This window comes from Mycolicibacterium sp. XJ870 (assembly GCF_053483975.1).
Window position 1 is genome coordinate 902,043 of the sequence record NZ_JBEFTI010000001.1, and the last position, 23,311, is coordinate 925,353.

Sequence of the window (23,311 nt, forward strand, 5' to 3'; positions counted from 1 at the left end):
TGCTCTATTCCCTCGGTCCGCCGGCCAGCATGTCGAGCCACATCAGCGGAAAGTCCGGCAGCGTCTTGGCCGTCGTCTCGATGTCTTCCACCTCGACGCCGGGCACCCGAAGTCCGATGATGGCGCCGGCGGTGGCCATCCGATGGTCGGCGTATGACCGCCATGTTCCGCCGTGCAACCGACGAGCGGTGATGAGCAGGCCGTCGTCGGTCTCGGCGCAGTCGCCGCCGAGGCCGTTGATCTCCGCGGTGAGCGCTGCCAGTCGGTCTGTCTCGTGGCCGCGCAGATGAGCGATCCCGCGCAACCGCGAGGTCGATCCTTCGTGGGCCAGCGCGGCCAGCGCCGCCACCGTGGGTGCCAGTTCACCGACATCGTGCAGGTCGGCCTCAAAGCCGCCGTAGGTATCGGCGCCACTGACTTCGAGATGCGAATCAGTCTGTTGGACAGTCGCATTCACCTTGGCCAGCAGGGCAAGGATGGTGTCTGCCGGTTGAATGCTGACCGTAGGCCAGCCCGCGATCCGCACGGTGCCGCCGGTAACCAGGGCCGCCGCCAGGAACGGCGTGGCGTTGGACAGATCCGGCTCGATGCTCCACACGCGCGCGGCCACTGGCCCTGGGTGTACCTGCCAACGGTTGGCCACGCTGTCGTCGACCTGCACGCCGGCGTTGCGCAGCATCGTTACCGTCATCGCCACGTGCGGGGCCGAGGGCACCGAGACGCCGGTGTGCACGATCGTCAGCCCATCGGTGAAGGCCGCGCCTGACAGCAGCAGCCCTGACACGAACTGCGAGGAACCCGACGCGTCGATTTCCACCGTGCCGCCGGGGACCGCGCCGCGACCGCGCACTGCGAACGGCAGTCCGTCGCCGTCGATCTCGACGCCCAGTCCGCGCAGGCCGGCCAGCAGCGGTGCGATCGGCCGCGCGCGGGCCTGTTCGTCGCCGTCGAAGGTGACAGACACTGTGCTCAGCGCGGCGACGGGCGGCACGAACCGCAGCACGGTGCCGGCCAGGCCACAGTCGACGCGCGCATCCGGGGCCGGCGCGATATGCCCGCTCACGGTGAGCTCCGTCGTGTCGTCGGCGCCGTCGTCTACGGTGACGCCCAATGTCCGGATCGCCTCGATCATCAGATCGGTGTCGCGGCTGCGCAACGCACCACTGACGGTCGACGGACCGTGAGGGGTGGCCAGCGCCGCCAGGACCAGCGCCCGGTTGGTCAGCGACTTCGAGCCGGGCACTGTCACCGTCGCGTCGACCGGGACAGTTGTCGACGGGGCAGGCCAGTGCCTTTTGCGCTCCTCACGTCCGCGTTCGATCACGCCTATATCCTGCCTTGTCTGTCGACTCTGGAACCATGGACCTCATGTGTGGACGTTTCGCGGTCACCACCGATCCGGCGCTGCTGGCGCAGAAGATCCAGGCCATCGATGAGAGCACGGCAAGTGCGGCCGGCCAGGCGAGCACAGCCAACTACAACGTGGCCCCGACCACGACCATCAGCAGCGTGGTCAAACGGCACAGTGAACCCGACGACGAATCGACGCGGCGGGTGCGGTCGATGCGATGGGGGCTGATCCCGCCGTGGGTGAAGACGGCCGAGGACGGCAGTCCCGACAACAAGGGCCCACTGCTGATCAATGCCCGTGCCGACAAGGTGACCAGCTCACCGGCGTTCCGTAATTCCGCGAAGAACAAGCGTTGCCTGGTGCCGATGGACGGTTGGTACGAGTGGAAGGGCCAGAAAGGCAAGAAGACGCCCTTCTACATGTACGGCGCCGACGGCGAGCCGCTGTTCATGGCGGGACTGTGGACGACATGGCGGCCTGCGGGAGCACCGAAGGACACGCCTCCGCTGCTGAGCTGCACCATCATCACCACCGATGCCGCCGGGCCGCTCGCCGACATTCACGACCGGATGCCGTTGATGATCAGTGCAGGTGACTGGGACCGCTGGCTCGATCCCGATGCGCCCATCGACGAGGGGCTGCTGCGCGGCCACGGCGACCTGGACCGCGTCGAGATCCGGGAGGTGTCGCGGTTGGTCAACAGCGTGCGCAACAACGGCCCCGAGTTGATCGAGCCGGCCGAACCCGAATCGGCGTTGTTTTGAGCGGGCTTGATGACGGTGTCATCGACTCCGGCCTTCTCGAGAATATCGGCGCCGACCTGCGCTCGGCCGGATACACCACCGACGGCGTGGCCGACCTGTTGGGGGCCGACGCGAATGCGGCACTCGGCAGGGGCGTGTGGTGGCCGGCGCTGCGTGCCACGCATGCAGCACCACCTGCGAGGCAACGGCTGGCCGTGCTCGTGCGCCTTTTTCTGCTCGGCGTCGACGCAGCCCGCTCACAGGTCGAGGCGGCGTTTCCGTCGACCCCGCTCGAGGCGCTGGCCGCCAACGGGGTGCTCGAACTGACGGCCGGTGCCGCCCGCGCGGCACTTGATATTCGCCCGCACAGCGATGGCACGCGGGATCTGTATGTGGTGTCGGATCAGGACGCCGCGATGCGCAGCGGGCCCGTGCAGCATGACCATGTCCTCGGGATCGGCGGTGCGTCGGTGTCGTTGGCGCGCGCGGTGATTCGCGAACCGGTGGGCCGCGCGCTGGACCTGGGCACCGGCTGCGGCATCCAGGCGCTGCACCTTGACGGGCATTGCGCCGAGATCGTCGCGACGGACACCAATGCGAGGGCGTTGATGCTCGCGGCGGCCACCGCGCGCCTCAACGGCATGTCATGGGATCTGCGGCGCGGCAGCCTGTTCGAGCCCGTGGCGGGGGAGCGGTTCGACCTGATCGTCTCCAACCCGCCGTTCGTGGTGGGTGCCGGTGCCCGTGACTACATCTACCGTGATTCGGGAATCGCCGGAGATGCGTTGTGCCAGAACCTCATCGAGCAGGTCGGCGACCATCTGGTACCCGGTGGCAGCGCGCACATCATGGCCAACTGGATCGTGCGACCGGATGCCGATTGGCGGGACCGGGTACGCGGCTGGCTTGCCGGCACCGGCCTGCACGCCTGGGTGGTGCAGCGCGAGCTCGCCGACCCGGTCAGCTACGTCTCGCTGTGGCTGGCCGATGCCGGTGAGACGCCGGAGCAGACCGCGCACCGCGGCGGCGAATGGCTGGACTGGTTCGCCGAGCAGAACATCGCCGGTGTCGGCATGGGGCTCATTTCCTTGCGGGCCCCGCTCCCCGGTGAACTTCCGGAACAGATTCTCGAAGAGATCACCGGCGCCGACGAGCTGATCACCGGGCCGGAGGTGGCGGCGTTCTTCGCGCGGCGCGCCTATCTTCGCGACGTCTCCGACGATCAGCTGCTGGCGGCCCGGCTCTCGACGGCGCCGGTGTTTCTGGAGGAACAGTCGCTTCCCGGGCCAGACGGCTGGCAACAGGTCGGGGCGGCGGTGCGCCGCCCGGGCGGGCCGGCTGCGGTCATCGGCGTCGACGAAGTGCTCCGGGCACTGCTGGCCGGCTGCCGCGGCGAAGTCCCACTCGGCACCTTGATCGAACTGCTCGCCACGCACCACGGCGTCGACGCCGCCGCGCTGGCCCAAGCCGCGCTCCCGGAGGTTCGACAGGCGATCGGACGCGGAATCCTGTATCAGGCTCAGTGACGCCCGAGCGCCGTGGCCACCAGATACGGGCTTGTGAACGACACCTGGCCGGTGCTGGCGACGCACTCGGCGAGGGCGGTTTCGAACGCCGTGAGAAGTTCTGCGCGCTGCTCGGATTCGAGGCGGCCCAGCAGATCGACATGCATCGGTGACTCGTGCTCGATGAAGGCAACGGCAGCCGGCAGCGAGTCGAATTGCCAAGTGTGCGTGCCGGTCTGGATGTCGACGTCGTCGAAGCCGGCCGCCAGCCGCGAGTGGACGATGTCGGCGTCGCCCCATTGGTCGGGGGAGTAGTCCGACGCGGGCGGTTGCCCGAGCGTGGCGACAATCGGCGTGAAGAACGGACTGCCCGCATCGTCGTGGATCCATGACGAAAACCCGAAGATGCCGCCCGGCTTGAGCAAGCGGCTCACCTCGGAAACCAGACTCTGCGGCTCGACGAAGATGATGCCCATGTTCGACACCGCGGCATCGAAGGTGCCGCTGGGCAGACCGGTGTGCGCGGCATCTGCGGCCGCCCAACTCACCGCCTCGCCGCCCGGACGCGATGCCGCGATCTCGAGCAGTTCGGGCGTGACGTCGACCCCGGTGACGCGGGCTCCGGCATTTGCGGCCGCCAGCGCTGCGCTTCCGGTGCCACAGGCGAGGTCGACCACCGCGGTATCGCGGATCTCTCGACGGCGGTCGACCGCGGCCACCACCTCGCCTGCGATGACTGCGATGCGTTCGGCGACGGCGTCATAGCGGCCGGCGGCCCAGTTGGTGGGTTTGGGTTCAGGCACAGATCGACTGTAGTCCGTCGAGCGGCCACTTATGGCATGCTGCAGGCGATTTGACGTGCCATAACTGGCCACTCGGCAGGCTTTTAGGGGGCATATCCCGGCGGGTTGGGGGTGTCCACCCACAGGTCGACGCCGAGATCGGAGCCGGGCACACAGTCGTACACCGACAGGTCGGTGACACCGGACTCCAGCAGCACGTCCTCACACAACAGACTCTGGCCGGTGTATTCGCGGGCAGGCTTGGTGAAGATCGCGTATGCAGCGTCGGCGTACACCGCGGGCTTGCGGGCCCGACCCATCGCCTCGTCGCCGCCGAGCAGGTTCTGCACCGCCGCGGTGGCGACCAGGGTGCGTGGCCACAGCGTGTTGGAGGCGATCCCGGCTTCCCGCATCTCTTCGGCAATGCCCAACGCGCACAACGTCATCCCGAACTTCGCCATCATGTACGCCGTCGGCTTGAGCCATTCGGATTCCAGCCGGATCGGCGGCGAGAGCGTCAGGATATGGGGATTCTCCCGACCCTTCATGTGCGGGATACAGGCCTGTGAGACGGCGTAGGTGCCGCGGATCTGGATGCCGTTCATCAGGTCGAAGCGCTTGAGCGGCACCTCTTCGATGGAGCCGAGATTGATCGCCGAGGCGTTGTTGACGCAGATGTCGATGCCGCCGAACTGGTCCACCGCAGCAGCCACCGCCGCCGCAACCGAGTCGCCGTCGCGCACATCGCCGACGATCGGCAGCGCCTGCCCGCCGGCTTCCTCGATCTCCTTGGCGGCGGTGTAGACGGTGCCTTCGAGTTTGGGATGCGGTTCGGCGGTCTTGGCGACCAGCGCGATGTTGGCGCCGTCGGCCGCGGCCTTCTTGGCGATCGCCAGGCCGATACCGCGGCTGGCGCCGGAGATGAACATGGTCTTCCCGGACAGTGTCATGCGGCCAACCCTATTCCGCGGCCATTCGCGGCACTCTGACTTGGTGCCCGTCACCGAATGGTCAGCCGGCTGCGTCGGGTAGCAGCGGCGGACAGTTGCCGAGGGGATCGGCGACCAGCTCGAAATGCCACAGTTCGTTCGCATAGACCTGGCACAGGCCGAATCGCGATCCGTTGGCGATGAGCCAGTGGTCGGCTTCCACGCCGCCGATGTCGACCGCCTCGCCGGTGACATGCCGGGATGCCGCCGGAGTCTGTACGTACCGGCGCGCGGCCGCCACACTGCCGTAGGTCCGCACCGCGTCGTCGAGCAGGCTCTGCTGGAACTCCGGTGTCCGCCAGCCCGAGGTGACGGTCATCGTGATGCCCTGGGCAGCGGCTGCATTGGCGGCGTTCTGCAGGGCCGTCAAAAGCCGCGGGTCGAGCCGGTAGATCGCCGGATTCTGTACGTCGAACGGGGTCAGGGTCTGACCGGTGGCCAGCGATCCGTCGCCCTGCTCCATGGCGGTGGTGTCGTCGACCAACTGGATCTGTGGCTGCGGCGCAGTCATGGCGAATGCGGCGGCGACCGCCACCACACCGAGCGCCATCCGTATCACCGTGACCACCTTACTCAAGCGACAGCGCTGATTTCGGCTGTCACGGCGCCGGTCGCCCGGATCAGGTCGGCCGGTGCGAGCGCCACATCCCAGCCGCGCTTGCCCGCGCTGCACAGCACCTTGGAGAACCGCAATGCTGACACGTCGACGACCGTGGGCAGCGGTTTACGTTGCCCCAAGGGCGAAATACCGCCGACGACGTATCCGGTGGACCGCTGGGCGGCGGCCGGATCGGCCATCTCGGCCTTGGGCACGCCCAGCGCGGCGGCAGCGGCCTTCAATGACAACTTGGTCGGCACCGGCAGCACCGCCACGGCCAACCCCTTCGGCAGTGCGATCACCAGGGTCTTGAACACCTGTTCCGCGGCGATTCCGGCGGCGGCCAGCTCGGCCACCGCCTCCGCGCCGAACGATTCGTTGCGTGGATCGTGGTGGTAGGCCACCACCTCGTGATCGATGCCCGCGGCCACGAGGGCCGCGATGGCTGGAGTTGCTGCGCGTGCCACGCGCACAGCGTAACCGGGAACAGTTGTGCCCTCCCGTGCTGTTATTGCTGTCAGCATCGGCGCCTGACCGGCGCTGCGCGCTACATGTCGGTAGCACGCTCTAGGATCGGAGGAGGGATTTTGGTGCCAACCGTGTGCCTGGAACGTCCCGTGGATGCCGGGTGGTATCCCGGCTCGTTAGGTGGCGCCGCAACTGAAGGGAAGGTGTTTCCCACGATGTCTGACGTCGACCGGGCAGAGCCCGAGACGCCGCAGGTGCCGCACGAGACCGATGCCGAGCTGACCGCACGCTTTGAACGGGATGCCATCCCATTGCTGGATCAGCTCTACGGCGGCGCGCTGCGCATGACGCGCAACCCGGCCGATGCCGAGGATCTGCTGCAGGAAACCATGGTCAAGGCCTATGCCGGTTTCCGGTCATTCCGCGAGGGCACCAACCTGAAGGCGTGGCTGTACCGGATCCTGACCAACACCTACATCAACAGTTACCGCAAGAAGCAGCGGCAGCCCTCGGAGTATCCGACCGAGGAGATCACCGACTGGCAGCTGGCGGCGAATGCCGAGCATTCGTCGACCGGTCTGCGCTCGGCGGAGGTGGAGGCGCTGGAGGCACTGCCGGACACCGAGATCAAGGCAGCTCTGCAGGCTCTGCCCGAAGAATTCCGGATGGCGGTGTACTACGCCGACGTCGAAGGGTTCCCCTACAAGGAGATCGCCGAGATCATGGATACGCCCATCGGGACGGTGATGTCCCGACTGCACCGCGGCCGCAAGCAGCTGCGTGAGCTGCTGGCCGACGTGGCCAGGGATCGCGGATTTCTCCGGGGCCGGCAACTTGGCGAGCGGGAGGAGGTCATCTCATGACTGACAGCCGTGAGTCGTTCGACGAAAGCGAGCGTTGGACCCCGCCGGTCGGGCCGGTTGACCCCGAGCATCCCGACTGCGCGGCGGTGATCGCCGAGGTATGGACCCTGCTGGACGGCGAATGCACGCCGGAAAGCCGCGACAAGCTCAAGCATCACCTCGAAGAGTGCCCGGCCTGCCTGCGGCATTACGGGGTCGAGGAACGGGTGAAGCGGCTCATCGCGGCCAAGTGCAGTGGTGAAAAGGCCCCGGACAGCTTGCGTGAGCGGCTGCGCATCGAAATCAGTCGCACCACGATCTACCGGAGCTGACAGAGCACAGGACCAACAGAACCGCCCGGCCTCCCAAGGGAGCCGGGCGGTGATGGTTCGCCGAAGCGGCTAGCGCACTGCCTTCGAACCGGCGTTGGGGCGCTTGCCGTGGTTCGCCTTCGAGTGCTTACGGTCACGCTTCTTGCGGCCACGCTTGGCCATGATGTTCCTCCAGACGGTTAGAGCTTGCCCCCTAGTGTCTCATGGCCCGGCGACACCGCTGTCCACCCCGGCTTGTGGTTCGATGTACACCGGTAGGCAGAGGCAGTCGGCGATACGCAGCCGGAGTGAAGTGGGGTGAAGATGGCCGAGGACGTTCGCGCAGAAATCGTGGCCAGTGTGCTCGAGGTCGTGGTTCACGAGGGCGATCAGATCGGCGAGGGGGACACCCTGGTGCTGCTCGAGTCGATGAAGATGGAAATTCCGGTCCTCGCCGAGGTGGCCGGCACGGTCACCAAGGTCAACGTCGCCGAGGGCGACGTGATCCAGGCGGGCGACCTCATCGCGGTCATCGACTAATCCTGGGCGCCATGTGCTCCTCACGTGCGTGGTAGCTGATGTCCACCCTCGGTGATCTGCTCGCCGAGCACACCATCCTGCCCGGCAGTGCCGTCGATCATCTGCACGCAGTGGTCGGGGAATGGCAGCTGTTGGCGGACCTGTCGTTTGCGGACTACCTGATGTGGGTGCGCCGCGACGACGACGTGCTGGTGTGCGTCGCTCAGGTGCGGCCCAATACCGCCCCGACGGTTTTGCTCGCCGATTCAGTGGGCTCGCTTGCCGCCGCCGAGGATCTCCCGGTGGTCACCACCGCCTTCAAATCCGGCGCCATCGGCAGGGGAAGCGATGCGGCGCAACAACATTCGCACAATGCGCCGGGCTTGAAGGTAGAAGCAGTCCCGGTGCGGCACCGCGGCGACGTGGTCGCGGTGCTGACCCACCAGACCGCGTTGGCGGCACGGCGCCTGGCCAGCCCGCTGGAGGGCGCATATCTGGACTGCGCGAGCGACCTGCTGCACATGTTGTCCGAGGGCACGTTTCCCAACGTCGGCGATCTGGCCATGTCGCGCTCCAGTCCCCGGGTGGGCGACGGGTTCATCCGGCTCGACGAGGTCGGTGACGTGGTGTTCGCGAGCCCCAACGCCATTTCGGCCTACCACCGCATGGGGCTTGCGTCCGAGCTTGACGGGCACAACCTGGTCACGGTGACCCGCCCGTTGATCTCCGACCCGTTTGAGGCCCAAGAACTGGCCAACCACGTGCGGGACTCGCTGGCCGGTGGGTCCAGCATGCGGATGGAGGTCGACGCGGGTGGTGCCGCGGTGCTGTTGCGCACGCTGCCGTTGGTCGTGCACGGCGAGGCTGTGGGCGCCGCGGTGCTGATCCGCGATGTCACCGAGGTCAAACGCCGCGACCGGGCGCTCCTGAGCAAGGACGCCACCATCCGGGAGATCCACCACCGGGTGAAGAACAATCTGCAGACCGTCGCGGCGCTACTGCGTCTGCAAGCCCGGCGCACCAACAACGTCGAGGCTCGAGAGGCGTTGATCGAATCGGTGCGCCGGGTGTCGTCCATCGCGCTGGTGCACGATGCGCTGTCGATGTCGGTCGACGAAGAGGTGAACCTGGATCAGGTGGTGGACCGGATCCTGCCGATCATGAACGACGTCGCGTCGGTGGACACCCCCATCCGGATCAACCGGGTGGGGGATCTGGGCGTGCTCGACGCGGATCGCGCCACTGCGCTGATCATGGTGATCACCGAGCTGGTGCAGAACGCCATCGAGCACGCATTCGACGCCGACCGGCTCCAGGGCTGCGTGACGATCAGGGCCGAACGGTCGGCGCGCTGGCTCGACGTCGTGGTGCACGACGACGGCCGTGGCATGCCGGACGGGTTCAGCCTGGAGAAATCCGACCGGTTGGGTTTGCAGATCGTCCGGACGCTCGTATCGGCCGAGCTCGACGGCTCCCTTGGTATGCACGATGTGCCCACCGGCGGCACCGACGTGGTGCTGCGGGTGCCGATCGGCAGGCGCAGCCGAGGTGTCCAGTGAGACTGCGGTTATGAAATAGGTGGTTCCGGCAAAGCAATGTGATGCCGATTACGCAATTTGCTGCTGAATTCGTCGAGAAAGAGATACGGCCCCGACTATTTCGTCGGGGCCGTAGTGCTTCTCTTCAGAGCTGGGCGTTGGCTCAGACTACGGTGCGTGCCTTGGTACGGGCGTTGCGACGCTTGAGCGCGCGACGCTCGTCCTCGCTCATCCCGCCCCACACGCCTGCGTCCTGGCCGGAGTCCAAGGCCCAGGTGAGGCACTCGGTGGTCACCGGGCACCGGTTGCATACGAGCTTCGCGTCAGCAATCTGGGCGAGCGCCGGCCCACTGTTTCCCACCGGGAAGAACAGTTCCGGATCCTCGTCGCGACAGACCGCCTTGTGGCGCCAATCCATTGATCTAACTCCTCACTAAGTGCGCAGCAAGACGCACGAGCTTTTTTCTTCGGCTGTTAACGCGTGCACATGAAATGTTTCTGCACTGTTGCATCGATGCTTTCACAGGCTGAACAGATGTCAATAGCAGCGAGTTAACACGTGGGCAATGTCACTGCCCAGGCCTGTTACCAGAACCCTCACTCGGTTGTACTACACTGAACCCACTTACGCCCTAATTTGATCCACTTCGGGCCATCATTGCAGCTCAGCGGGTTTTCGCTGGCGGTGCCACCACGCTCAAAGCCTCCGGCACCGCGGTGAACGTCATACTTTCGCGCAATCCGGCGTAATCGCCGTCGATCTGGCACGCAACGGGCGTGTCACTCGTCACGGTGACCGTCGGGAGGTCGTCGTTACGGATCAGATGCTTGCCGGTGATGCGCGGATTGGTCGAAACCATCTGGCGCACGAGGCGCAGGTTCGCCCAGATGTTCATGCTGGTCGTCGCGAACACCCCGAGCCCGGTCTCGAAGGTGGTGTCCGGGTTGGTCCACACCGGTCGGGTGTTCGCATACGTCCAAGGGCTGGAGTTGGACACGAACGCGAAGTGCACGCCGCTGATCGGCTCGGTGCCCGGCAGGTGCAGCGTCAGCGACGGCTCCTTGCGCACGCTGGCCAGCATCTCCCGCACCGCCACCCGGATGTACCGGCCCGCGGTGACCTTGCGCCCCTTGGCCCGCTGAGCCTCCACGGCAGCCACCACGTCACCGTCGACGCCCATCCCGGCGGTGAACACGCCCCAACGTTCGCCGCAGTCCATCAGGGCGATCCGCCGCCAATCGCGACCCATCCGGTACCCGCTGAGCAGGTCGACGAGCTGGTTGGTGGCTTCGATGGGGTCGGGACTGATCCCGAGGGCGCGGGCGAACACGTTCGCCGAGCCGCCCGGCACCACCGCGATCGCGGGCGCGGTGCCCGCTTCGGGGCGGGTGCCGCAGCCCGGGAGAACTCCGTTGACCACCTCGTTCACCGTGCCGTCGCCGCCGTGGACGATCAGCACGTCCACCCCCTCGCGGGCGGCCTCCCTGGCGATCTCGATGGCGTGACCTCGATGGTCGGTGTGAGCCACGGTCAGCGTCACCCGGCTTTCCAGCGCGTGGGCGAGCAGGTCACGCCCTGCCGGGGTGGTCGAGGTCGCGTTCGGGTTGACGATCAGCACGGCACGCACAGGGCACCAGCCTAACCGCGGCAGATGTATGGGCTCAGTCGTGGAGGTCGCCGTCGACGTACCGCCAGTGGCCCGCCACCCGGGCGAACCGGCTGCGCTCGTGCAGGATGTGGCGCTTGCCGTTGTCGGCCGCATACTGGGCCCGGAATTCGACGACGCCGTCGGTGTCGTCGCGGCCACCGGCGTCGGTGTCGACGATCTGCAACCGGCGCCAGGTGACGCCGTCGTCGAGCGTCAGGCTCGCCGGACGGGTGCGGGGATGCCAGGTGGCCAGAAGATAATCGGCGTCACCGACGGCGAACGCACTGAAGCGCGAGCGCATCAGCGCGACAGCGGTGGCGGCCACCCGCTCGCCGCGATGCAGCGGCCCGCAGCAGTCGGCGTACTCGTCACCCGATCCGCAGGGGCAGCGCTGCTCGCTCGGCACGCGGCAAGTGTCTCAGCTCACCGGGTTCATCCATCGGTCGGCGGTTATGACGGCAGCCGCACCGATAACACGCCGATACGCCTTGCCGCCCAGCGGGTCGGCGTCGGTACCGTACGGAGGTGACCGATCGCCTGCTCCTCGTTAACGGCCCGAACCTGAACCTGCTCGGCACCCGGCAGCCCGAGATCTACGGATCCACCACGCTGGCCGACATCGAGCAGTCGGTCACCGCGCTGGCCGCCGAACTCGGGTTCGAGGTGCGAGCCGTGCAGAGCAATCACGAGGGTGTCTTGATCGACGCCATCCACGCCGCCCGCACCGACTGTGCAGGCATCATCATCAACCCCGGCGCCTACAGCCACACGTCGGTCGCGATTCCCGACGCATTGACCGCGGTGGAGCTTCCGGTCGTCGAAGTGCACCTGAGCAACATTCACCGCCGGGAAGCGTTCCGTCATCACTCGTATGTGTCGGCCGTGGCCGACGTCGTGATCGCCGGCGCCGGGCCTGCCGGCTACGAGTACGCGGTGCGCCACTTCGCGGGGCGGGTGTCGTGATCCAACCGCCGTCGGTGCGGTACGCGGGATTTCTGACCGCGGCCGAGGGAGTGGCGGCGTTTGTGATGGCCGTCGTCCTGCTGGTGCGCGCGGTGGGCGGAGCCGATCAGAGCGTTGTCAGCGGGTACGGCACCGCGATCTGGTTCGTCCTCATCGGCGCCGGCGTGCTGGCCGGTGGTTGGGCGCTGATGACCGGGCGGCGGTGGGGGCGCGGCATCGCGGTGCTGACCAACCTGCTGCTACTGCCGGTGGCGTGGTACGTCGTCACGTCACATCACGTCGTCTACGGCGTCCTGGTCGCCCTGCTGGCACTGCTGACGTTGGGAATTCTGTTCAGTCCGTCTGCGGTGCAATGGGTTACGAGCCGGGATTGACAGCTCAGCCGGCCGCCAGCGTGGTGAGTTCCGGCCCGGACACCCGGTAGGTGGTCCACTCGGTCTGCGGCTTGCCGCCCACTGCGTCGTAGAGCGCGATGGCGTTGACGTTCCAATTGAGCACCGCCCAACTCAGCCGCGAGTAGCCGCTGTCGACGCATTCCTGGGCCAATACGGACAACAACTTCCGGGCCAGGCCACGCCGCCGGAATGCCGGCCGCACATAGAGATCCTCCAGGTAGATGCCGGCCACGCCGTCCCAGGTGGAGAAGTTGAGGAACCACACCGCGGTGGCGGCCACCTGCCCATCGATCTCGACCATGTGCGCGTAGGCAATCGGCTTGTTGCCGAAAAGCACTGTATGCATTTGCTTTTCGGTAACCGTGCATTCGTCGGCGGCCTGTTCGAATTCGGCCAGTTCGCGGATCATTGCGGTGATCTCGACCTCGTCGCCGGGCTGTGCCCGGCGGATCAGCTCGCTCATGCGACGGCCTCGCAAGCTCCGCCGCCGCATGGCTGGTCGATGATTCGCTCGCAAGCGTCGCTCATGCTGCCCCCAGTCCCTTCAGGATCGTCCGGAATTTTGTTGTGGTCTCGTCGACTTCGTCATCCGGGTCAGATTCGGCGACGATCCCGCCGCCGGCGTAGGCCAGCGCAGTGCGGCGATCGGCTGACAATACTGCGCATCGGATCGACACGACCCAGCGGCCGTCGCCGTTCTTGTCGCACCAGCCGACCGCGCCCGCGTAGAAGCCCCGATCGCCCTCGAGCTCGCCGATCAGCGCTGCCGCGCGGTCGGTGGGCACCCCGCCGACCGCCGGGGTCGGGTGTAGGGCGACGGCGAGATCAATTGCGGTGGTGCGCTTTTCCCGCAGGCGCCCCCGGATGGGGGTGCTCAGGTGCCACAGCGCGTCGGTACCGTGCAGTTCCGGTTCGGCGGCGATCTGCAGGTCCACGCACAACGGGTCCAGCGCCTTGCGCATGACGTCGACGACGAGCCGGTGCTCGTGACGGTTCTTGCCGGAAGTGGCGAGGGCTGCGGCGTTTGCCCGGTCGGTTTCCGGATCGGCCGATCGTGGTGCCGAGCCGGCGAACGGCTGGCAGATCACCATTTCGCCGTCGCGTGCGACCAGCAACTCCGGGCTGGCGCCCACCAGTGCGGTGCCGGTGTGCCGCCCGCCGGCCGGCGACAGGTCCGCCAGATACACCGTGGCGACCGGATCGGCGTTCGCCAGTCGGCGCAACACCGCGCGGGAATCCCATGCGGATTCGGCGGTCAGCCGCAGGGCACGCGCCAGCACCACCTTTTCCAGGGCGGTCTCCGCGGCCCGCAGCCGGCGCACCGCTTCGGCCACGCGCTCGCGATGCACTGCACTGGACGGCAGGGTCTCGCGGTCGCGCAGTGTCGGCGCCGGACCCGTCGCCCATTCGGGCAGTGCGTCACTGAACCGGACGGTGTCGGGCTCATATAGAGCGGCCGGCGCGTTCAGGTCAAAGGGCAATGCGCCCAACACGATTGACGCGGACCCCGAGCGCAACGCGGCACCCGCATCGGTGATGTCGGTGAAGCCGGTCCGGACGCCCTCGGCGATCACTGCACCCGTCGGCCCGGCCAGGACGAACGAGGGCGTCATCGGGGCAGGCACGGGTTGACGTGGCCGGTGAGGCCAAGAGCCGAGATCTGACGGATGCCGTGCTCGAAACCGCACACGGCGATCGAGGCAGCCACCATCGAGATCCGAATCCCTTCGGATACCGGAAGTTCCACCCAACGGCTCAGCATCGCGCGGGAGAAATGGCCATGTCCGACGAACACCACGTCCCGCGCCTCCAGGTGTCCCAACGCGAGTGTCACGGCGCGGTCAGCGCGCGCGGCGACCTCTGCGATGCTCTCGCCGCCGGGGCAGCCATGCGTCCACACCCGCCAATCCGGCACGGTCTCGCGGATCTGCGGGGTGGTCAGCCCTTCATAGGAGCCGTAGTCCCATTCGGTGAGGAGCGGATCGATCTCGGCGACTGCCAGCCCCGCCAGCTCGGCGGTGACCACTGCGCGGCGCCGGGGGCTGCTGATCACCAGGGGGTTGTCCAGCTGCAGGTCGGCCAGCGCCTCCGCGGCCAGCTTGGCCTGCTCGCGCCCGGTATCGGTGAGATCGAGGTCGGTTCGGCTGGTGTGTCTGCCTGACTTCGACCACTCGGTCTCACCATGGCGAAGCAGGATAAGGCGGTGCTGCTGGACCGTCACACCGGCGATTCTGCCGCACGCCGAGCCGTTGTCGCCGCGAGCGTGCCAGGATGAACACGTGACGCGAGTATTAGCGGTCGCCAATCAAAAGGGTGGGGTAGCCAAGACGACGACGGTGGCGTCGCTGGGCGCGGCAATGACGGAGAAGGGCCGACGGGTGTTGCTCGTCGATCTGGATCCGCAGGGCTGTCTGACTTTCTCGTTGGGGCAGGATCCCGACAAGCTGCCGGTGTCGGTGCACGAGGTGCTGCTCGGGGAAGTCGAACCGAATGCTGCGCTGGTGCAGACCGACGAGGGGATGACCCTGCTGCCGGCCAACATCGACCTGGCCGGCGCCGAGGCCATGCTGTTGATGCGAGCGGGGCGGGAATACGCCCTCAAGCGGGCCCTATCCAAGCTTGGCGACGACTTCGACGTGGTGATCATCGACTGTCCGCCGTCGCTGGGTGTGCTCACCCTCAACGGTCTTACGGCCGCGACCGAGGTGATCGTGCCGCTGCAGTGCGAGACCCTCGCACATCGGGGTGTCGGCCAGTTCCTGCGCACCATCTCCGACGTCCAGCAGATCACCAATGCCGACCTGAAGCTGCTCGGCGCGCTGCCGACACTCTACGATTCGCGCACCACGCACAGCCGGGACGTGCTGCTCGATGTAGCCGACCGGTACGAGATGCCGGTGTTGGCGCCGCCGATTCCCCGCACCGTCCGGTTCGCCGAGGCGAGCGCGTCAGGGTCGTCGGTACTGGCAGGCCGTAAGACCAAAGGCGCGCTGGCCTACCGCGAGTTCGCCGAGGCGTTGCTCAAGCATTGGAAGTCCGGCAAGAAGCTGCCGACCTTCACGCCGGCGGTGGGGTAGTCGTCTCATGGTGTTGACCGCAGCCACGGCCTCTGACCAGGGGCCGGTCCGGGAGAGCAACCAGGATGCCGTGCTGGCTGACGGCATTCTGTACGCCGTCGCCGACGGTTTCGGGGTGCTCGGTGAGCACGCCAGCCGGATCGCGCTCGAAGCGCTGGCCGCCGGTTTCGCCGAAGCACCGGACCGCGACGGCCTGATCGCCGCCGTGCAGCGGGCCAATCAGCAGGTGTGGGAGTTCGTCACCGGGGACGGCGCGGTCTCGGGCGCGACGCTGACCGTCGTCGCGGTTTTCGAACCCGAACAGGGCGGGCCACTGGTGGTGAACATCGGTGACTCGCCGCTGCACCGGATTCGGGACGGCCGGATGGTTCAGCTCACCGACGATCACAGTGTGGCGGGTGAGCTGGTGAAAGCCGGTGAGATCACCCGGGATCAGGCCAGATTTCACCCGCAGCGGCATCTGCTGACCCGGGCCCTCGGCATCGGCCCGCAGATTCACCCCGATCTTCTCGACATCGAATGCCGTCCCGGCGACCGATTGCTCATCAGCTCCGACGGGCTGTTCGCGGCTGCCGGTGAATCGGCGATCGTCGAGGCCGCCAACACGGCCGAACCCGAGATGGCGGCGCGGCGGCTCGTCGAGGTGGCCAACAACGCCGGCGGCAGCGACAACACCAGCGTCGTCATCATCGACATCGGCTGATCCGGGCCGACCGGCACGCGGATCCCTATCCGGCGCCCAGCGCCACCAATTCGGTGCCCCGTTGCTCGAGCAGGGCAGTACCGGCCACCGCAGGCACCACCGGTGACACGCTGGGTTTGCGGGCCAGCGTGATGTGCCGTTCACCCGCGCCGGTCCCCGGATCGAACACGTCGTAGCCGTCGTCGACCGGCACCAGCAGGCGCCCGGCCATCACGGTGGCCGGTCCGACCGGCACGTGGGGCCCTGACGGGGTGACGGTGTACTTGTAGCGCAAACCGGAAGCACTGAACACCAGCACCGAGTCACCCGTCCACCAGGTGATGAGGTTGCCGGCTCGCGTCGTGGTGGCCTGCGGCACGGCCGGCTCGGCCAGCAGCGTGCTGGCGACCGTTGCGCCGGTCTCGTCGATGATGTTCACGGTCGGCTTCGGCGTCGGCACGTACACCGCGGTGGTGGTCTCCGAGACCGCGATCACCTGCGCGCCCGACTCGTCGGTGATCCCCGGCAGCTCGACGTAACGCACCTCGGGGGTGTCTTCCTCGTCGGCGGGCCGCAGCAACGTCAACCGCAGGTCCTTCTTCTTCGGGCACGATTCCAGCACCGACACGGCCGAGGAACTCGCGGCCGCCGACAGCTTCCGGCACACCGGGGTGGCCGGAACGTCCGGTTTGATCCGGGCATCCAGCGCTCCGTAGCTGATCATCCGGACCATGTCCGAACGCCACAGCTCCAGGCGGCTGTCCCCGGCGGACAGCACCGTGACGCCGTCCGATGACAACCGGACGTCGGGGTCGGCGTAGCCGGTGCGGGCCGGCCCGCGGCGACCGGTCTCGCCGTCGATCGTGCTGACCTGACCGCAGCCGCGGACATCCGGATAGACCGCGACCGCGTACTGATAGACCGAGGTGACGCCGCACAGTTCGACGTCGCGGGCGTAACTCCACAGCTCCGCACCGCTGACCGGATCACGGCCGGTGACCGTCCGGCCGTCCGCGGTCACCACCGAGCCGGCGGCGATGACCGGGGCGGTGGTCTTCGGGCTCGAGGTTGCCCACAGCTGGCGCAGGCCGGCCGGAACGGCGGAGGCCGGGGTCAGGGCGGGCACCGGCGAAGCGGCGGGCCTGTTGATCGTCGCCCGAGCATCACTGGTCCACCAGATCAGCCCGGCCGCGACGGCGATGACCGCGACGATGGCAGCGGCCGCGACCATATCGCCGCGGGTGCGGCGTTCAGGTTTGACCATCGGGTCGTGAGTGGTTAGCCGGCGGTTGCGGCTTCGGACTTACGGGGACGGCGACGGCGGCGGCGCCGCCCGGCGTGCGATGCCTCGGTGTCCGCAGATTCGGTCACCGGTGCGCCGTCGGACTCTCCGGACGTCGAGGCGCCTTCGGGATGGCCGCTGACGGCCTCGCCCGCGCGGGTGCGCCGACGGGTGCGCGTCCTGGTCCTGGCCGGACGGTCTCCCGAATCAGCCGATTCCGTCGAGGAGGAACGCTTCTCCGTGGTGTCTGCAGACCTGCCGCTGCGCTTGGCGGTAGACCGCCGCGGTGTTCCGACCGTGCCGGTGGCATCGGTGGGAATTCCCAGCTCTTCGTACAGGTGCGGCGAGCTCGAGTAGGTTTCGGCGGGGTCGGGGCAGCCGAGGCCCAGCGTCTTGTCGATCATTTCCCAACGTGCCAGTTCGTCCCAGTCGACGAGCGTGATCGCGATGCCGGTCTTGCCCGCGCGGCCGGTGCGGCCGATGCGGTGCACGTAGGCCTGTTCGTCCTCGGGGATCTGGTAGTTGATGACGTGGGTGATGTCGTCGATGTCGATGCCGCGGGCAGCGACATCGGTGGCCACCAGGACGTCGATTTCGCTCGTGCGGAACGATTTCAGCGCCTTCTCCCGGGCGGCCTGTCCGAGATCGCCGTGCACGGCGCCGACCTTGAAACCGCGTTCGGCGAGTTCGTCGGACACCTTCTGGGCGGTGCGCTTGGTGCGGGTGAAGATCATCGTCGCGCCGCGGCCCTCGGCCTGCAGGATTCGGGTGACCGTCTCGACCTTGTCCAGCGCGTGCGCCCGGTAGGCGAACTGCTCGGTGGTGTCATGGGTCTGCGATGACTGCGGGGACTCCGCGCGGATGTGCGTCGGCTGGTTCATGAACGTGCGGGCCAGCGTGATGATCGGGTCGGGCATGGTGGCCGAGAACAGCATCGCCTGCCGATCGTCGGGGGTCAGCCGCAGGATGCGCTCGATATCGGGCAGGAAGCCCAGGTCGAGCATCTCGTCAGCCTCGTCGAGCACGAGCACGGACAGCCCGCCGAGCTGGAGGTGGCCCTGCTGGGCCAGGTCGAGCAGGCGGCCCGGGGTTCCGACGACCACCTCGACGCCCTTGCGCAGGGCCTCGATCTGGGGCTCGTAGGGCCGGCCGCCGTAGATCGATGTCACGACGAATTTGCGGTCGGGTCCCTCGAGGTACTTGGCGGCGGTGGCGAGGTCGTTGTAAACCTGCAGACACAGCTCGCGCGTGGGCACCACGATCAGGGCGCGGGGCGTTCCGGTCAGGGGGCGGCTCTCGTCGGTGGAGATCCGGTGCAGCAGCGGCACGCCGAAGGCGTAGGTCTTGCCCATACCGGTACGGGCCTGGCCGATCAGATCGTCGCCTGCCAACGCCAGCGGGAGGGTCAATTCTTGAATGGCAAAGGGGTGTTCGATGCCTTCTTCGGCCAGTGCGCGGACTATTTCGTCGCGAACGCCAAGATTGGCAAACGATGGATTGAGTTGCGTCATATGCGGTGGAGGTAACCTTTCACTGTCAAACCTCATGGGCATTCACGCGCGCACGAGTTCGACAATGAAACGGCCGGGTTCGCCCGTAAGTCGCGGCGCTGCCGATCCGCTGGGCCCAGCTCTGCTGGCGGGCCAACTGCGTGCACGCACATTTCCTGGTAGCGGTTCAGGCGGTTGAGAATCGGCTCGAAGCCGTTACCACATCCCATTGTAGCTGGTCGGGGTCCTCAGACCGATTTGCCGGCCGGTAGGCACCTCGCGCGACGTCTAAAGTTGGGCCCATGAACGTGCCTCAGCCTGCCGCAGAACAGATCGTCGAACCGGTGGCCTCGGGCGTGACGGCGGACCATCCCGGCGTCAACGAGCTCTTCGCGGTGCTGGCCTACGGGGAGGTCGCGGCGTTCTACCGGCTCACCGAGGAGGCGCGCATGGCGCCCAACCTGCGCGGCCGGATCAACATGGCGAGCATGGCCGCCGCCGAGATGGGCCACTATGAATTGTTGCGGGATGCGTTGGAGCGCAGGGGAGTTGACGTCGTCCCGGCGATGACGCGCTACGCCTCCGCGCTGGAGAACTATCACCGCATGACCACGCCCAGCACCTGGCTGGAGGCGTTGGTGAAGACCTACATCGGCGACGCGCTCGCCGCGGACTTCTATCTGGAGATCGCCGACTCGCTGCCCGACGAGATCGCTTCGGTGGTGCGTGCGGTGCTTGCCGAGACGGGTCACTCACAATTCGTCGTCGCCGAGGTTCAGGCCGCGGTGACCGCCAGCGAGCGCCAGCGGCACCGGCTGGCCCTATGGGCGCGTCGGCTGCTCGGCGAGGCGGTCACCCAGGCCCAGTACGTGCTCGCCGATCACGACGAGCTTGTCGACCTCGTGATGTCCAGCGGTGAAGGGCTCACACAGCTTGCCGAGTTCTTCGGCCGGCTGCAGAACACCCACCACAACCGCATGCAGGAACTCGGCCTCGCTTGAGCGCACTGCCTACTGCGTGCAGGTGGTGATCATGCTGTTGGTGGCCTGCTGGACGACGACGGCGCCCGACGCGTCGGTGATCGCGCAGTTCAGCTGACCTGCGACGCTGGTCGCGGTCACCGATTTGAGTTCGACACCCGGATTGAGCACCACGGTCTTGCTCCAGGGCAGCGCGACATTGATGTCGGTCTGCAGAGCGCCCTGCGCGTCGGTGTAGACGATCGTCACCAGGTCGATGAGCTGGCGGTTGCCGGTCACCTGGTAGGTGATGGCACGCGGGTTCGGCGGCGGCGGGGCGGCCTCGGCCGGTGGTGCGGCCGGGATGGGTGCGGCGGTTGCGCTGGGTGCGGTCGGCGCCGGGGTCACCGTGGTCACCGTCTCCGGCGACAGTGAAGGGTTTGCCGGACCTGTCGGTCTGACCGGCTTCGAGGTCGCGTCCTGCGGCACCGTGGTCGACGGCTGGCTGGTCTGCGGCGGGGAGGCGACAGTGGCCGATACCGAACCGCTGTCGCCACCGCCGAGGATGACGACGGTGCAGATCACCGCGACCAGCAGGATCGCTCCGGCGACCCCGGCGACCCAGATCCAGCGCCGGTCGATCGGTTCCTCATAGAACTCGATGCCGTCGTCTTCGACGAAATCGTCGTAGTTCTCGTAATCAGCGGCGTATGCGTCATGCTCGCTGCCGGGCAGCGAGGGGTAGCTTCCCGGCCCGTGCGCGCGGTCGCTGAAGCGTTCGGTCTGCGTGGTGTCATATGGTGAATAAGGCCTGGTCATGCGGCTATCCCAGTCGTCTCGTCCGATATCGGCTCTGATGCTATCGAGGCAAAAGTGACAGCTGAGGTTTGCCGGGCGGGCGTGTCGGTCACGGTCAGGCCTCGGTTCGGTCGCGCAACATCTCGGGCTTCGCTCACCGCGAACTCGATGTGTCGGCAGGCTGGGGGCACTTGGCCCCGTCCGTCCACTAGCCTGCTGTGGACACGAAGTCCATGTAGAGAAGAGAAGGGAACCAGCGTGGAGGTCAAGATCGGTGTCACGGACAGCCCGCGTGAGCTGACCTTCAACAGCGCGCAGACGCCTACCGAGGTGGAGCAGCAGGTCACCGACGCAATGGCCGCGGGGTCAGGTGTGCTCGCGCTGACCGATGAGAAGGGCCGTCGGTTCTTGGTGCAGACCACCAGAATCGCCTATGTCGAGATCGGCGCCGCCGATGTCCGCCGAGTCGGATTCGGGGTTGGTGCGGAATCCGCCTCAGCGGTTTAGGAGCGCGTGAGTGGCACGTGTGACAGTCCGCCCCAGGCGAACTGCACCGTGCCCTCAACGGCCGCATCCTTGTCGATCGGCCGCTCGTTGTTCAGCCAATACCGCGCCGAGTCGACGCTGACGGCCACCAGGCCGACCGCGATCATCCGGGCGCGATGCGCTTCCAGTCCGGAATCCCGACTGATCAGATCGAACACCGCATCGGTGCACGACTCGGTGGCCACCTTCACCTGGGCAGCGACCTGGGGTTCGGTCACGTAGTCGTTCTCGAAGATCAGCCGGTAACCCTGGCTGTCGTGTTCGATGAAATCGAAGAACGCCTCCACCGCCGCGCGCAGCCGTTGCCGGTTGTCGGTGGTGGTGCGCAAGGCTTGGCGTACCCCGGACACCAGATTGTCGACATGGCGCTGCAGCACTGCGAGGTACAACTCGAGCTTCGACGAAAAGTGTTGGTACAGAACGGGTTTGCTGACGCCTGCGCGTTCGGCGATCTCGTCCATGCCGGCTGCGTGGTAGCCGCGGTCCACGAAAACCTCGCTCGCGGCCACCAGAAGCTGCCCACGTCGCTCGTCGCGAGGCAGCCTGTTTCCGCGTCGTCCACCGCCGGTCGGGGGCTTTGCACCTCTCCTCTCGGCGGTGTTGGCGAGATCGCTCATCAAGTCCTCAATCTGTATTGCTCTGGCGCACTTGAACATGTTCGTCCAAGCCGCCCATCGCAACGACATTACTACCGTTGCACCGCGGGTTGCGAAATGGCACCGGCGCGGTCACGGACCAGGCGCACAGGCGACCGATGCACGCGTGGCTGTGCCATCCTGGATCGGTGACCTACGACCCGGGACGTAGCGGGGGTGGCCGTGTCCCGGCAGTGCGCAACGAATGGCGGGAGCCGCTGCGCGCGCAACGGGATCCGCTCGCGGTGGATTCCGGCCGCGCCCGGTCCAATCGGGATGACCGGCAGCGGTGGCGCAAGCAGACCTGGATCGGACGTTTCGTCTCCACCTACGGCTGGCGGGCCTACGCCCTTCCGGTCCTCATCGTGTTGACCGTCGTCGTCGTGTACCAGACCATCACCGGCACCAGCACCCCGCAGACCACTCAGGAGGCCGAAGGCCCCGTGCAGGGCCCGCCGACCATCGACGCCGCCAGTACCGCGATCATCGGCGCACCGCCCAAAGGGCTGACGCAATTCGACGCCAACCTGCCCACCGGGATATTGCCCGCAGGCGGTCCGTTCACCCAGGCCGGTGCCCGGACCTGGCACATCGTTCCCGGTACCACGCCCACCGTGGGCGAGGGCACCACCAAGTCGTTCACCTACACCGTCGAGGTGGAGGACGGTGTGGACACGACGTCGTTCGGCGGTGACGAGGGCTTCGCCAGCATGGTCAGCGAAACCCTGGCCAACCCCAAGAGCTGGACGCACAACGGCCTGTTCGCATTCACCCGGGTCGACGCGAGCAGCGGGATCGAGCCCGACTTCCGGGTGTCGCTCACCTCACCGTTGACGGTGCGCGAGGGCTGCGGCTACGACATCCAACTGGAAGCGTCCTGCTACAACCCGTCCTTCGACGGCAATCAGCCCCGGGTGTTCATCAACGAGGCCCGCTGGGTCCGCGGGGCGGTGCCCTTCCAAGGCGATATCGGCTCCTACCGGCAGTACCTCATCAACCACGAGGTCGGCCACGCCATCGGTTACCAGCGGCACGAGGCGTGCGCCCGCAATGGCGAGTTGGCGCCGATCATGATGCAGCAGACGTTCTCCACGGCCAACGACGATGCTGCCAAGTTCGACCCGGAGACGGTCACAGCGGACGGCTTGACCTGTCGGTTCAATCCCTGGCCTTATCCCATCGCCTAGCC

At 67.1% G+C, this 23,311-nt stretch carries 29 protein-coding genes; 13 read left to right on the forward strand and 16 right to left on the reverse strand.

Annotated features, from left to right (window positions below):
* Positions 1-4 precede the first annotated feature (4 nt).
* The gene (gene aroA, locus ABQF30_RS04585; RefSeq protein WP_448463450.1) at positions 5-1,321 is read right to left on the reverse strand and encodes a 3-phosphoshikimate 1-carboxyvinyltransferase; all 1,317 of its coding nucleotides are present in this window, start codon (positions 1,319-1,321) and stop codon (positions 5-7) included.
* Between the two features lie 47 nt (positions 1,322-1,368).
* Between aroA and ABQF30_RS04590 the strand changes: the two genes are divergently transcribed.
* Positions 1,369-2,115 carry an SOS response-associated peptidase gene (locus ABQF30_RS04590; protein ID WP_448463452.1) on the forward strand — a complete coding sequence of 249 codons (747 nt, stop codon included), beginning with the start codon at positions 1,369-1,371 and terminating at the stop codon, positions 2,113-2,115.
* The gene (locus tag ABQF30_RS04595) at positions 2,112-3,620 is read left to right on the forward strand and encodes a DUF7782 domain-containing protein (protein ID WP_448461453.1); all 1,509 of its coding nucleotides are present in this window, start codon (positions 2,112-2,114) and stop codon (positions 3,618-3,620) included. Before ABQF30_RS04590 ends, ABQF30_RS04595 begins: the two co-directional genes overlap by 4 nt.
* On the opposite strand, the gene ABQF30_RS04600 is transcribed toward ABQF30_RS04595, so the two are convergent.
* From ABQF30_RS04600 to ybaK, 4 genes are all read right to left on the reverse strand, one after another.
* The gene (locus tag ABQF30_RS04600; protein WP_448461455.1) at positions 3,614-4,402 is read right to left on the reverse strand and encodes a class I SAM-dependent methyltransferase; all 789 of its coding nucleotides are present in this window, start codon (positions 4,400-4,402) and stop codon (positions 3,614-3,616) included. The two genes, ABQF30_RS04595 and ABQF30_RS04600, sit on opposite strands and share 7 nt — an antisense overlap.
* An 83-nt stretch (positions 4,403-4,485) precedes the next feature.
* Positions 4,486-5,331: an SDR family oxidoreductase gene (locus ABQF30_RS04605; protein WP_448461457.1), complete on the reverse strand. Its 846-nt coding sequence runs from the start codon at positions 5,329-5,331 to the stop codon at positions 4,486-4,488.
* 61 nt (positions 5,332-5,392) lie between these two features.
* A complete protein-coding gene (locus tag ABQF30_RS04610) occupies positions 5,393-5,920 on the reverse strand; it encodes a M15 family metallopeptidase (protein ID WP_448463454.1) in 528 nt (175 codons plus the stop codon).
* A gap of 23 nt (positions 5,921-5,943) precedes the next feature.
* A complete protein-coding gene (ybaK, locus tag ABQF30_RS04615; RefSeq protein WP_448461459.1) occupies positions 5,944-6,435 on the reverse strand; it encodes a Cys-tRNA(Pro) deacylase in 492 nt (163 codons plus the stop codon).
* A gap of 216 nt (positions 6,436-6,651) precedes the next feature.
* On the opposite strand from ybaK, the gene ABQF30_RS04620 reads away from it, so the two are divergent.
* Together ABQF30_RS04620 and rsrA are read left to right on the forward strand one after the other, a co-directional pair.
* Positions 6,652-7,299: a sigma-70 family RNA polymerase sigma factor gene (locus ABQF30_RS04620; protein WP_448461461.1), complete on the forward strand. Its 648-nt coding sequence runs from the start codon at positions 6,652-6,654 to the stop codon at positions 7,297-7,299.
* Positions 7,296-7,610, forward strand: a complete 315-nt coding sequence (gene rsrA / locus ABQF30_RS04625) for a mycothiol system anti-sigma-R factor (protein WP_448461463.1) — start codon at positions 7,296-7,298, stop codon at positions 7,608-7,610. The genes ABQF30_RS04620 and rsrA overlap by 4 nt, the downstream gene beginning before the upstream one ends.
* Positions 7,611-7,679: 69 nt before the next feature.
* On the opposite strand, the gene ABQF30_RS04630 is transcribed toward rsrA, so the two are convergent.
* A complete protein-coding gene (locus tag ABQF30_RS04630; protein ID WP_109749001.1) occupies positions 7,680-7,772 on the reverse strand; it encodes a 50S ribosomal protein bL37 in 93 nt (30 codons plus the stop codon).
* 141 nt (positions 7,773-7,913) lie between these two features.
* Between ABQF30_RS04630 and ABQF30_RS04635 the strand changes: the two genes are divergently transcribed.
* Both ABQF30_RS04635 and ABQF30_RS04640 read left to right on the forward strand, forming a co-directional pair.
* A complete protein-coding gene (locus ABQF30_RS04635; protein WP_029373615.1) occupies positions 7,914-8,129 on the forward strand; it encodes a biotin/lipoyl-binding carrier protein in 216 nt (71 codons plus the stop codon).
* Between the two features lie 38 nt (positions 8,130-8,167).
* Positions 8,168-9,667 carry a two-component system sensor histidine kinase PdtaS gene (locus ABQF30_RS04640; RefSeq protein WP_448461466.1) on the forward strand — a complete coding sequence of 500 codons (1,500 nt, stop codon included), beginning with the start codon at positions 8,168-8,170 and terminating at the stop codon, positions 9,665-9,667.
* Positions 9,668-9,809: 142 nt separating this feature from the next.
* On the opposite strand, the gene whiB1 is transcribed toward ABQF30_RS04640, so the two are convergent.
* The 3 genes from whiB1 to ABQF30_RS04655 all read right to left on the reverse strand — a co-directional run bounded on the left by whiB1 (position 9,810) and on the right by ABQF30_RS04655 (position 11,701).
* Positions 9,810-10,064, reverse strand: coding sequence for a transcriptional regulator WhiB1 (gene whiB1, locus ABQF30_RS04645; RefSeq protein WP_036440068.1), 255 nt, complete (start codon positions 10,062-10,064; stop codon positions 9,810-9,812).
* Positions 10,065-10,311: 247 nt separating this feature from the next.
* A complete protein-coding gene (locus tag ABQF30_RS04650; protein ID WP_448461467.1) occupies positions 10,312-11,274 on the reverse strand; it encodes a diacylglycerol/lipid kinase family protein in 963 nt (320 codons plus the stop codon).
* Between the two features lie 34 nt (positions 11,275-11,308).
* Positions 11,309-11,701, reverse strand: coding sequence for a YchJ family protein (locus ABQF30_RS04655; protein WP_448461469.1), 393 nt, complete (start codon positions 11,699-11,701; stop codon positions 11,309-11,311).
* Between the two features lie 119 nt (positions 11,702-11,820).
* On the opposite strand from ABQF30_RS04655, the gene aroQ reads away from it, so the two are divergent.
* A complete protein-coding gene (gene aroQ / locus ABQF30_RS04660) occupies positions 11,821-12,258 on the forward strand; it encodes a type II 3-dehydroquinate dehydratase (protein ID WP_448461471.1) in 438 nt (145 codons plus the stop codon).
* Complete coding sequence (locus ABQF30_RS04665) at positions 12,255-12,632, forward strand: hypothetical protein (protein ID WP_448461473.1); 378 nt, start codon at positions 12,255-12,257, stop codon at positions 12,630-12,632. Before aroQ ends, ABQF30_RS04665 begins: the two co-directional genes overlap by 4 nt.
* A 4-nt stretch (positions 12,633-12,636) precedes the next feature.
* Here ABQF30_RS04665 and ABQF30_RS04670 read toward each other — a convergent pair whose 3' ends face one another.
* From ABQF30_RS04670 to ABQF30_RS04680, 3 genes are all read right to left on the reverse strand, one after another.
* A complete protein-coding gene (locus tag ABQF30_RS04670; protein ID WP_448461474.1) occupies positions 12,637-13,116 on the reverse strand; it encodes a GNAT family N-acetyltransferase in 480 nt (159 codons plus the stop codon).
* 61 nt (positions 13,117-13,177) lie between these two features.
* Positions 13,178-14,266 carry an isochorismate synthase gene (locus ABQF30_RS04675; protein ID WP_448461476.1) on the reverse strand — a complete coding sequence of 363 codons (1,089 nt, stop codon included), beginning with the start codon at positions 14,264-14,266 and terminating at the stop codon, positions 13,178-13,180.
* Positions 14,263-14,874 carry an acid phosphatase gene (locus ABQF30_RS04680; RefSeq protein ID WP_448461478.1) on the reverse strand — a complete coding sequence of 204 codons (612 nt, stop codon included), beginning with the start codon at positions 14,872-14,874 and terminating at the stop codon, positions 14,263-14,265. Before ABQF30_RS04680 ends, ABQF30_RS04675 begins: the two co-directional genes overlap by 4 nt.
* A 58-nt stretch (positions 14,875-14,932) precedes the next feature.
* Between ABQF30_RS04680 and ABQF30_RS04685 the strand changes: the two genes are divergently transcribed.
* A complete protein-coding gene (locus ABQF30_RS04685) occupies positions 14,933-15,730 on the forward strand; it encodes a ParA family protein (protein ID WP_448461480.1) in 798 nt (265 codons plus the stop codon).
* A 7-nt stretch (positions 15,731-15,737) separates the two neighbouring features.
* Positions 15,738-16,433: a PP2C family protein-serine/threonine phosphatase gene (locus tag ABQF30_RS04690; protein WP_448461481.1), complete on the forward strand. Its 696-nt coding sequence runs from the start codon at positions 15,738-15,740 to the stop codon at positions 16,431-16,433.
* Between the two features lie 25 nt (positions 16,434-16,458).
* Here ABQF30_RS04690 and ABQF30_RS04695 read toward each other — a convergent pair whose 3' ends face one another.
* Both ABQF30_RS04695 and ABQF30_RS04700 read right to left on the reverse strand, forming a co-directional pair.
* The gene (locus tag ABQF30_RS04695) at positions 16,459-17,676 is read right to left on the reverse strand and encodes an Rv3212 family protein (protein ID WP_448461483.1); all 1,218 of its coding nucleotides are present in this window, start codon (positions 17,674-17,676) and stop codon (positions 16,459-16,461) included.
* 14 nt (positions 17,677-17,690) lie between these two features.
* Positions 17,691-19,205, reverse strand: a complete 1,515-nt coding sequence (locus ABQF30_RS04700; RefSeq protein WP_448461484.1) for a DEAD/DEAH box helicase — start codon at positions 19,203-19,205, stop codon at positions 17,691-17,693.
* A gap of 281 nt (positions 19,206-19,486) precedes the next feature.
* Here ABQF30_RS04700 and ABQF30_RS04705 point away from each other — a divergent pair, with 281 nt between their 5' ends.
* Entirely contained in the window at positions 19,487-20,185 is a 699-nt protein-coding gene (locus tag ABQF30_RS04705; RefSeq protein WP_448461486.1) for a ferritin-like fold-containing protein, read from the forward strand.
* A gap of 9 nt (positions 20,186-20,194) precedes the next feature.
* On the opposite strand, the gene ABQF30_RS04710 is transcribed toward ABQF30_RS04705, so the two are convergent.
* On the reverse strand, positions 20,195-20,962 hold the full coding sequence (locus tag ABQF30_RS04710; RefSeq protein WP_448461488.1) for an MmpS family transport accessory protein: 768 nt from the start codon (positions 20,960-20,962) through the stop codon (positions 20,195-20,197).
* Between the two features lie 237 nt (positions 20,963-21,199).
* Here ABQF30_RS04710 and ABQF30_RS04715 point away from each other — a divergent pair, with 237 nt between their 5' ends.
* Entirely contained in the window at positions 21,200-21,448 is a 249-nt protein-coding gene (locus ABQF30_RS04715; protein WP_448461490.1) for a DUF3107 domain-containing protein, read from the forward strand.
* On the opposite strand, the gene ABQF30_RS04720 is transcribed toward ABQF30_RS04715, so the two are convergent.
* Positions 21,445-22,104, reverse strand: a complete 660-nt coding sequence (locus ABQF30_RS04720; RefSeq protein WP_448461492.1) for an HTH-type transcriptional activator FasR — start codon at positions 22,102-22,104, stop codon at positions 21,445-21,447. The two genes, ABQF30_RS04715 and ABQF30_RS04720, sit on opposite strands and share 4 nt — an antisense overlap.
* A 167-nt stretch (positions 22,105-22,271) precedes the next feature.
* On the opposite strand from ABQF30_RS04720, the gene ABQF30_RS04725 reads away from it, so the two are divergent.
* Entirely contained in the window at positions 22,272-23,309 is a 1,038-nt protein-coding gene (locus ABQF30_RS04725) for a DUF3152 domain-containing protein (RefSeq protein WP_448461494.1), read from the forward strand.
* Positions 23,310-23,311: the final 2 nt, after the last annotated feature.

Coding starts and splice junctions, on each gene's coding strand:
- ABQF30_RS04590 (WP_448463452.1), top strand. CDS start 1,369: ATGTGTGGACGTTTCGCGGTCACCACCGATCCGGCGCTGCTGGCGCAG.
- ABQF30_RS04605 (WP_448461457.1), bottom strand. CDS start 5,331: ATGACACTGTCCGGGAAGACCATGTTCATCTCCGGCGCCAGCCGCGGT.
- ABQF30_RS04610 (WP_448463454.1), bottom strand. CDS start 5,920: ATGGCGCTCGGTGTGGTGGCGGTCGCCGCCGCATTCGCCATGACTGCG.
- ABQF30_RS04620 (WP_448461461.1), top strand. CDS start 6,652: ATGTCTGACGTCGACCGGGCAGAGCCCGAGACGCCGCAGGTGCCGCAC.
- rsrA (WP_448461463.1), top strand. CDS start 7,296: ATGACTGACAGCCGTGAGTCGTTCGACGAAAGCGAGCGTTGGACCCCG.
- ABQF30_RS04630 (WP_109749001.1), bottom strand. CDS start 7,772: ATGGCCAAGCGTGGCCGCAAGAAGCGTGACCGTAAGCACTCGAAGGCG.
- ABQF30_RS04635 (WP_029373615.1), top strand. CDS start 7,914: ATGGCCGAGGACGTTCGCGCAGAAATCGTGGCCAGTGTGCTCGAGGTC.
- ABQF30_RS04640 (WP_448461466.1), top strand. CDS start 8,168: ATGTCCACCCTCGGTGATCTGCTCGCCGAGCACACCATCCTGCCCGGC.
- whiB1 (WP_036440068.1), bottom strand. CDS start 10,064: ATGGATTGGCGCCACAAGGCGGTCTGTCGCGACGAGGATCCGGAACTG.
- ABQF30_RS04670 (WP_448461474.1), bottom strand. CDS start 13,116: ATGAGCGAGCTGATCCGCCGGGCACAGCCCGGCGACGAGGTCGAGATC.
- ABQF30_RS04675 (WP_448461476.1), bottom strand. CDS start 14,266: ATGACGCCCTCGTTCGTCCTGGCCGGGCCGACGGGTGCAGTGATCGCC.
- ABQF30_RS04690 (WP_448461481.1), top strand. CDS start 15,738: ATGGTGTTGACCGCAGCCACGGCCTCTGACCAGGGGCCGGTCCGGGAG.
- ABQF30_RS04695 (WP_448461483.1), bottom strand. CDS start 17,676: ATGGTCAAACCTGAACGCCGCACCCGCGGCGATATGGTCGCGGCCGCT.
- ABQF30_RS04700 (WP_448461484.1), bottom strand. CDS start 19,205: ATGACGCAACTCAATCCATCGTTTGCCAATCTTGGCGTTCGCGACGAA.
- ABQF30_RS04705 (WP_448461486.1), top strand. CDS start 19,487: ATGAACGTGCCTCAGCCTGCCGCAGAACAGATCGTCGAACCGGTGGCC.
- ABQF30_RS04710 (WP_448461488.1), bottom strand. CDS start 20,962: ATGACCAGGCCTTATTCACCATATGACACCACGCAGACCGAACGCTTC.
- ABQF30_RS04720 (WP_448461492.1), bottom strand. CDS start 22,104: ATGAGCGATCTCGCCAACACCGCCGAGAGGAGAGGTGCAAAGCCCCCG.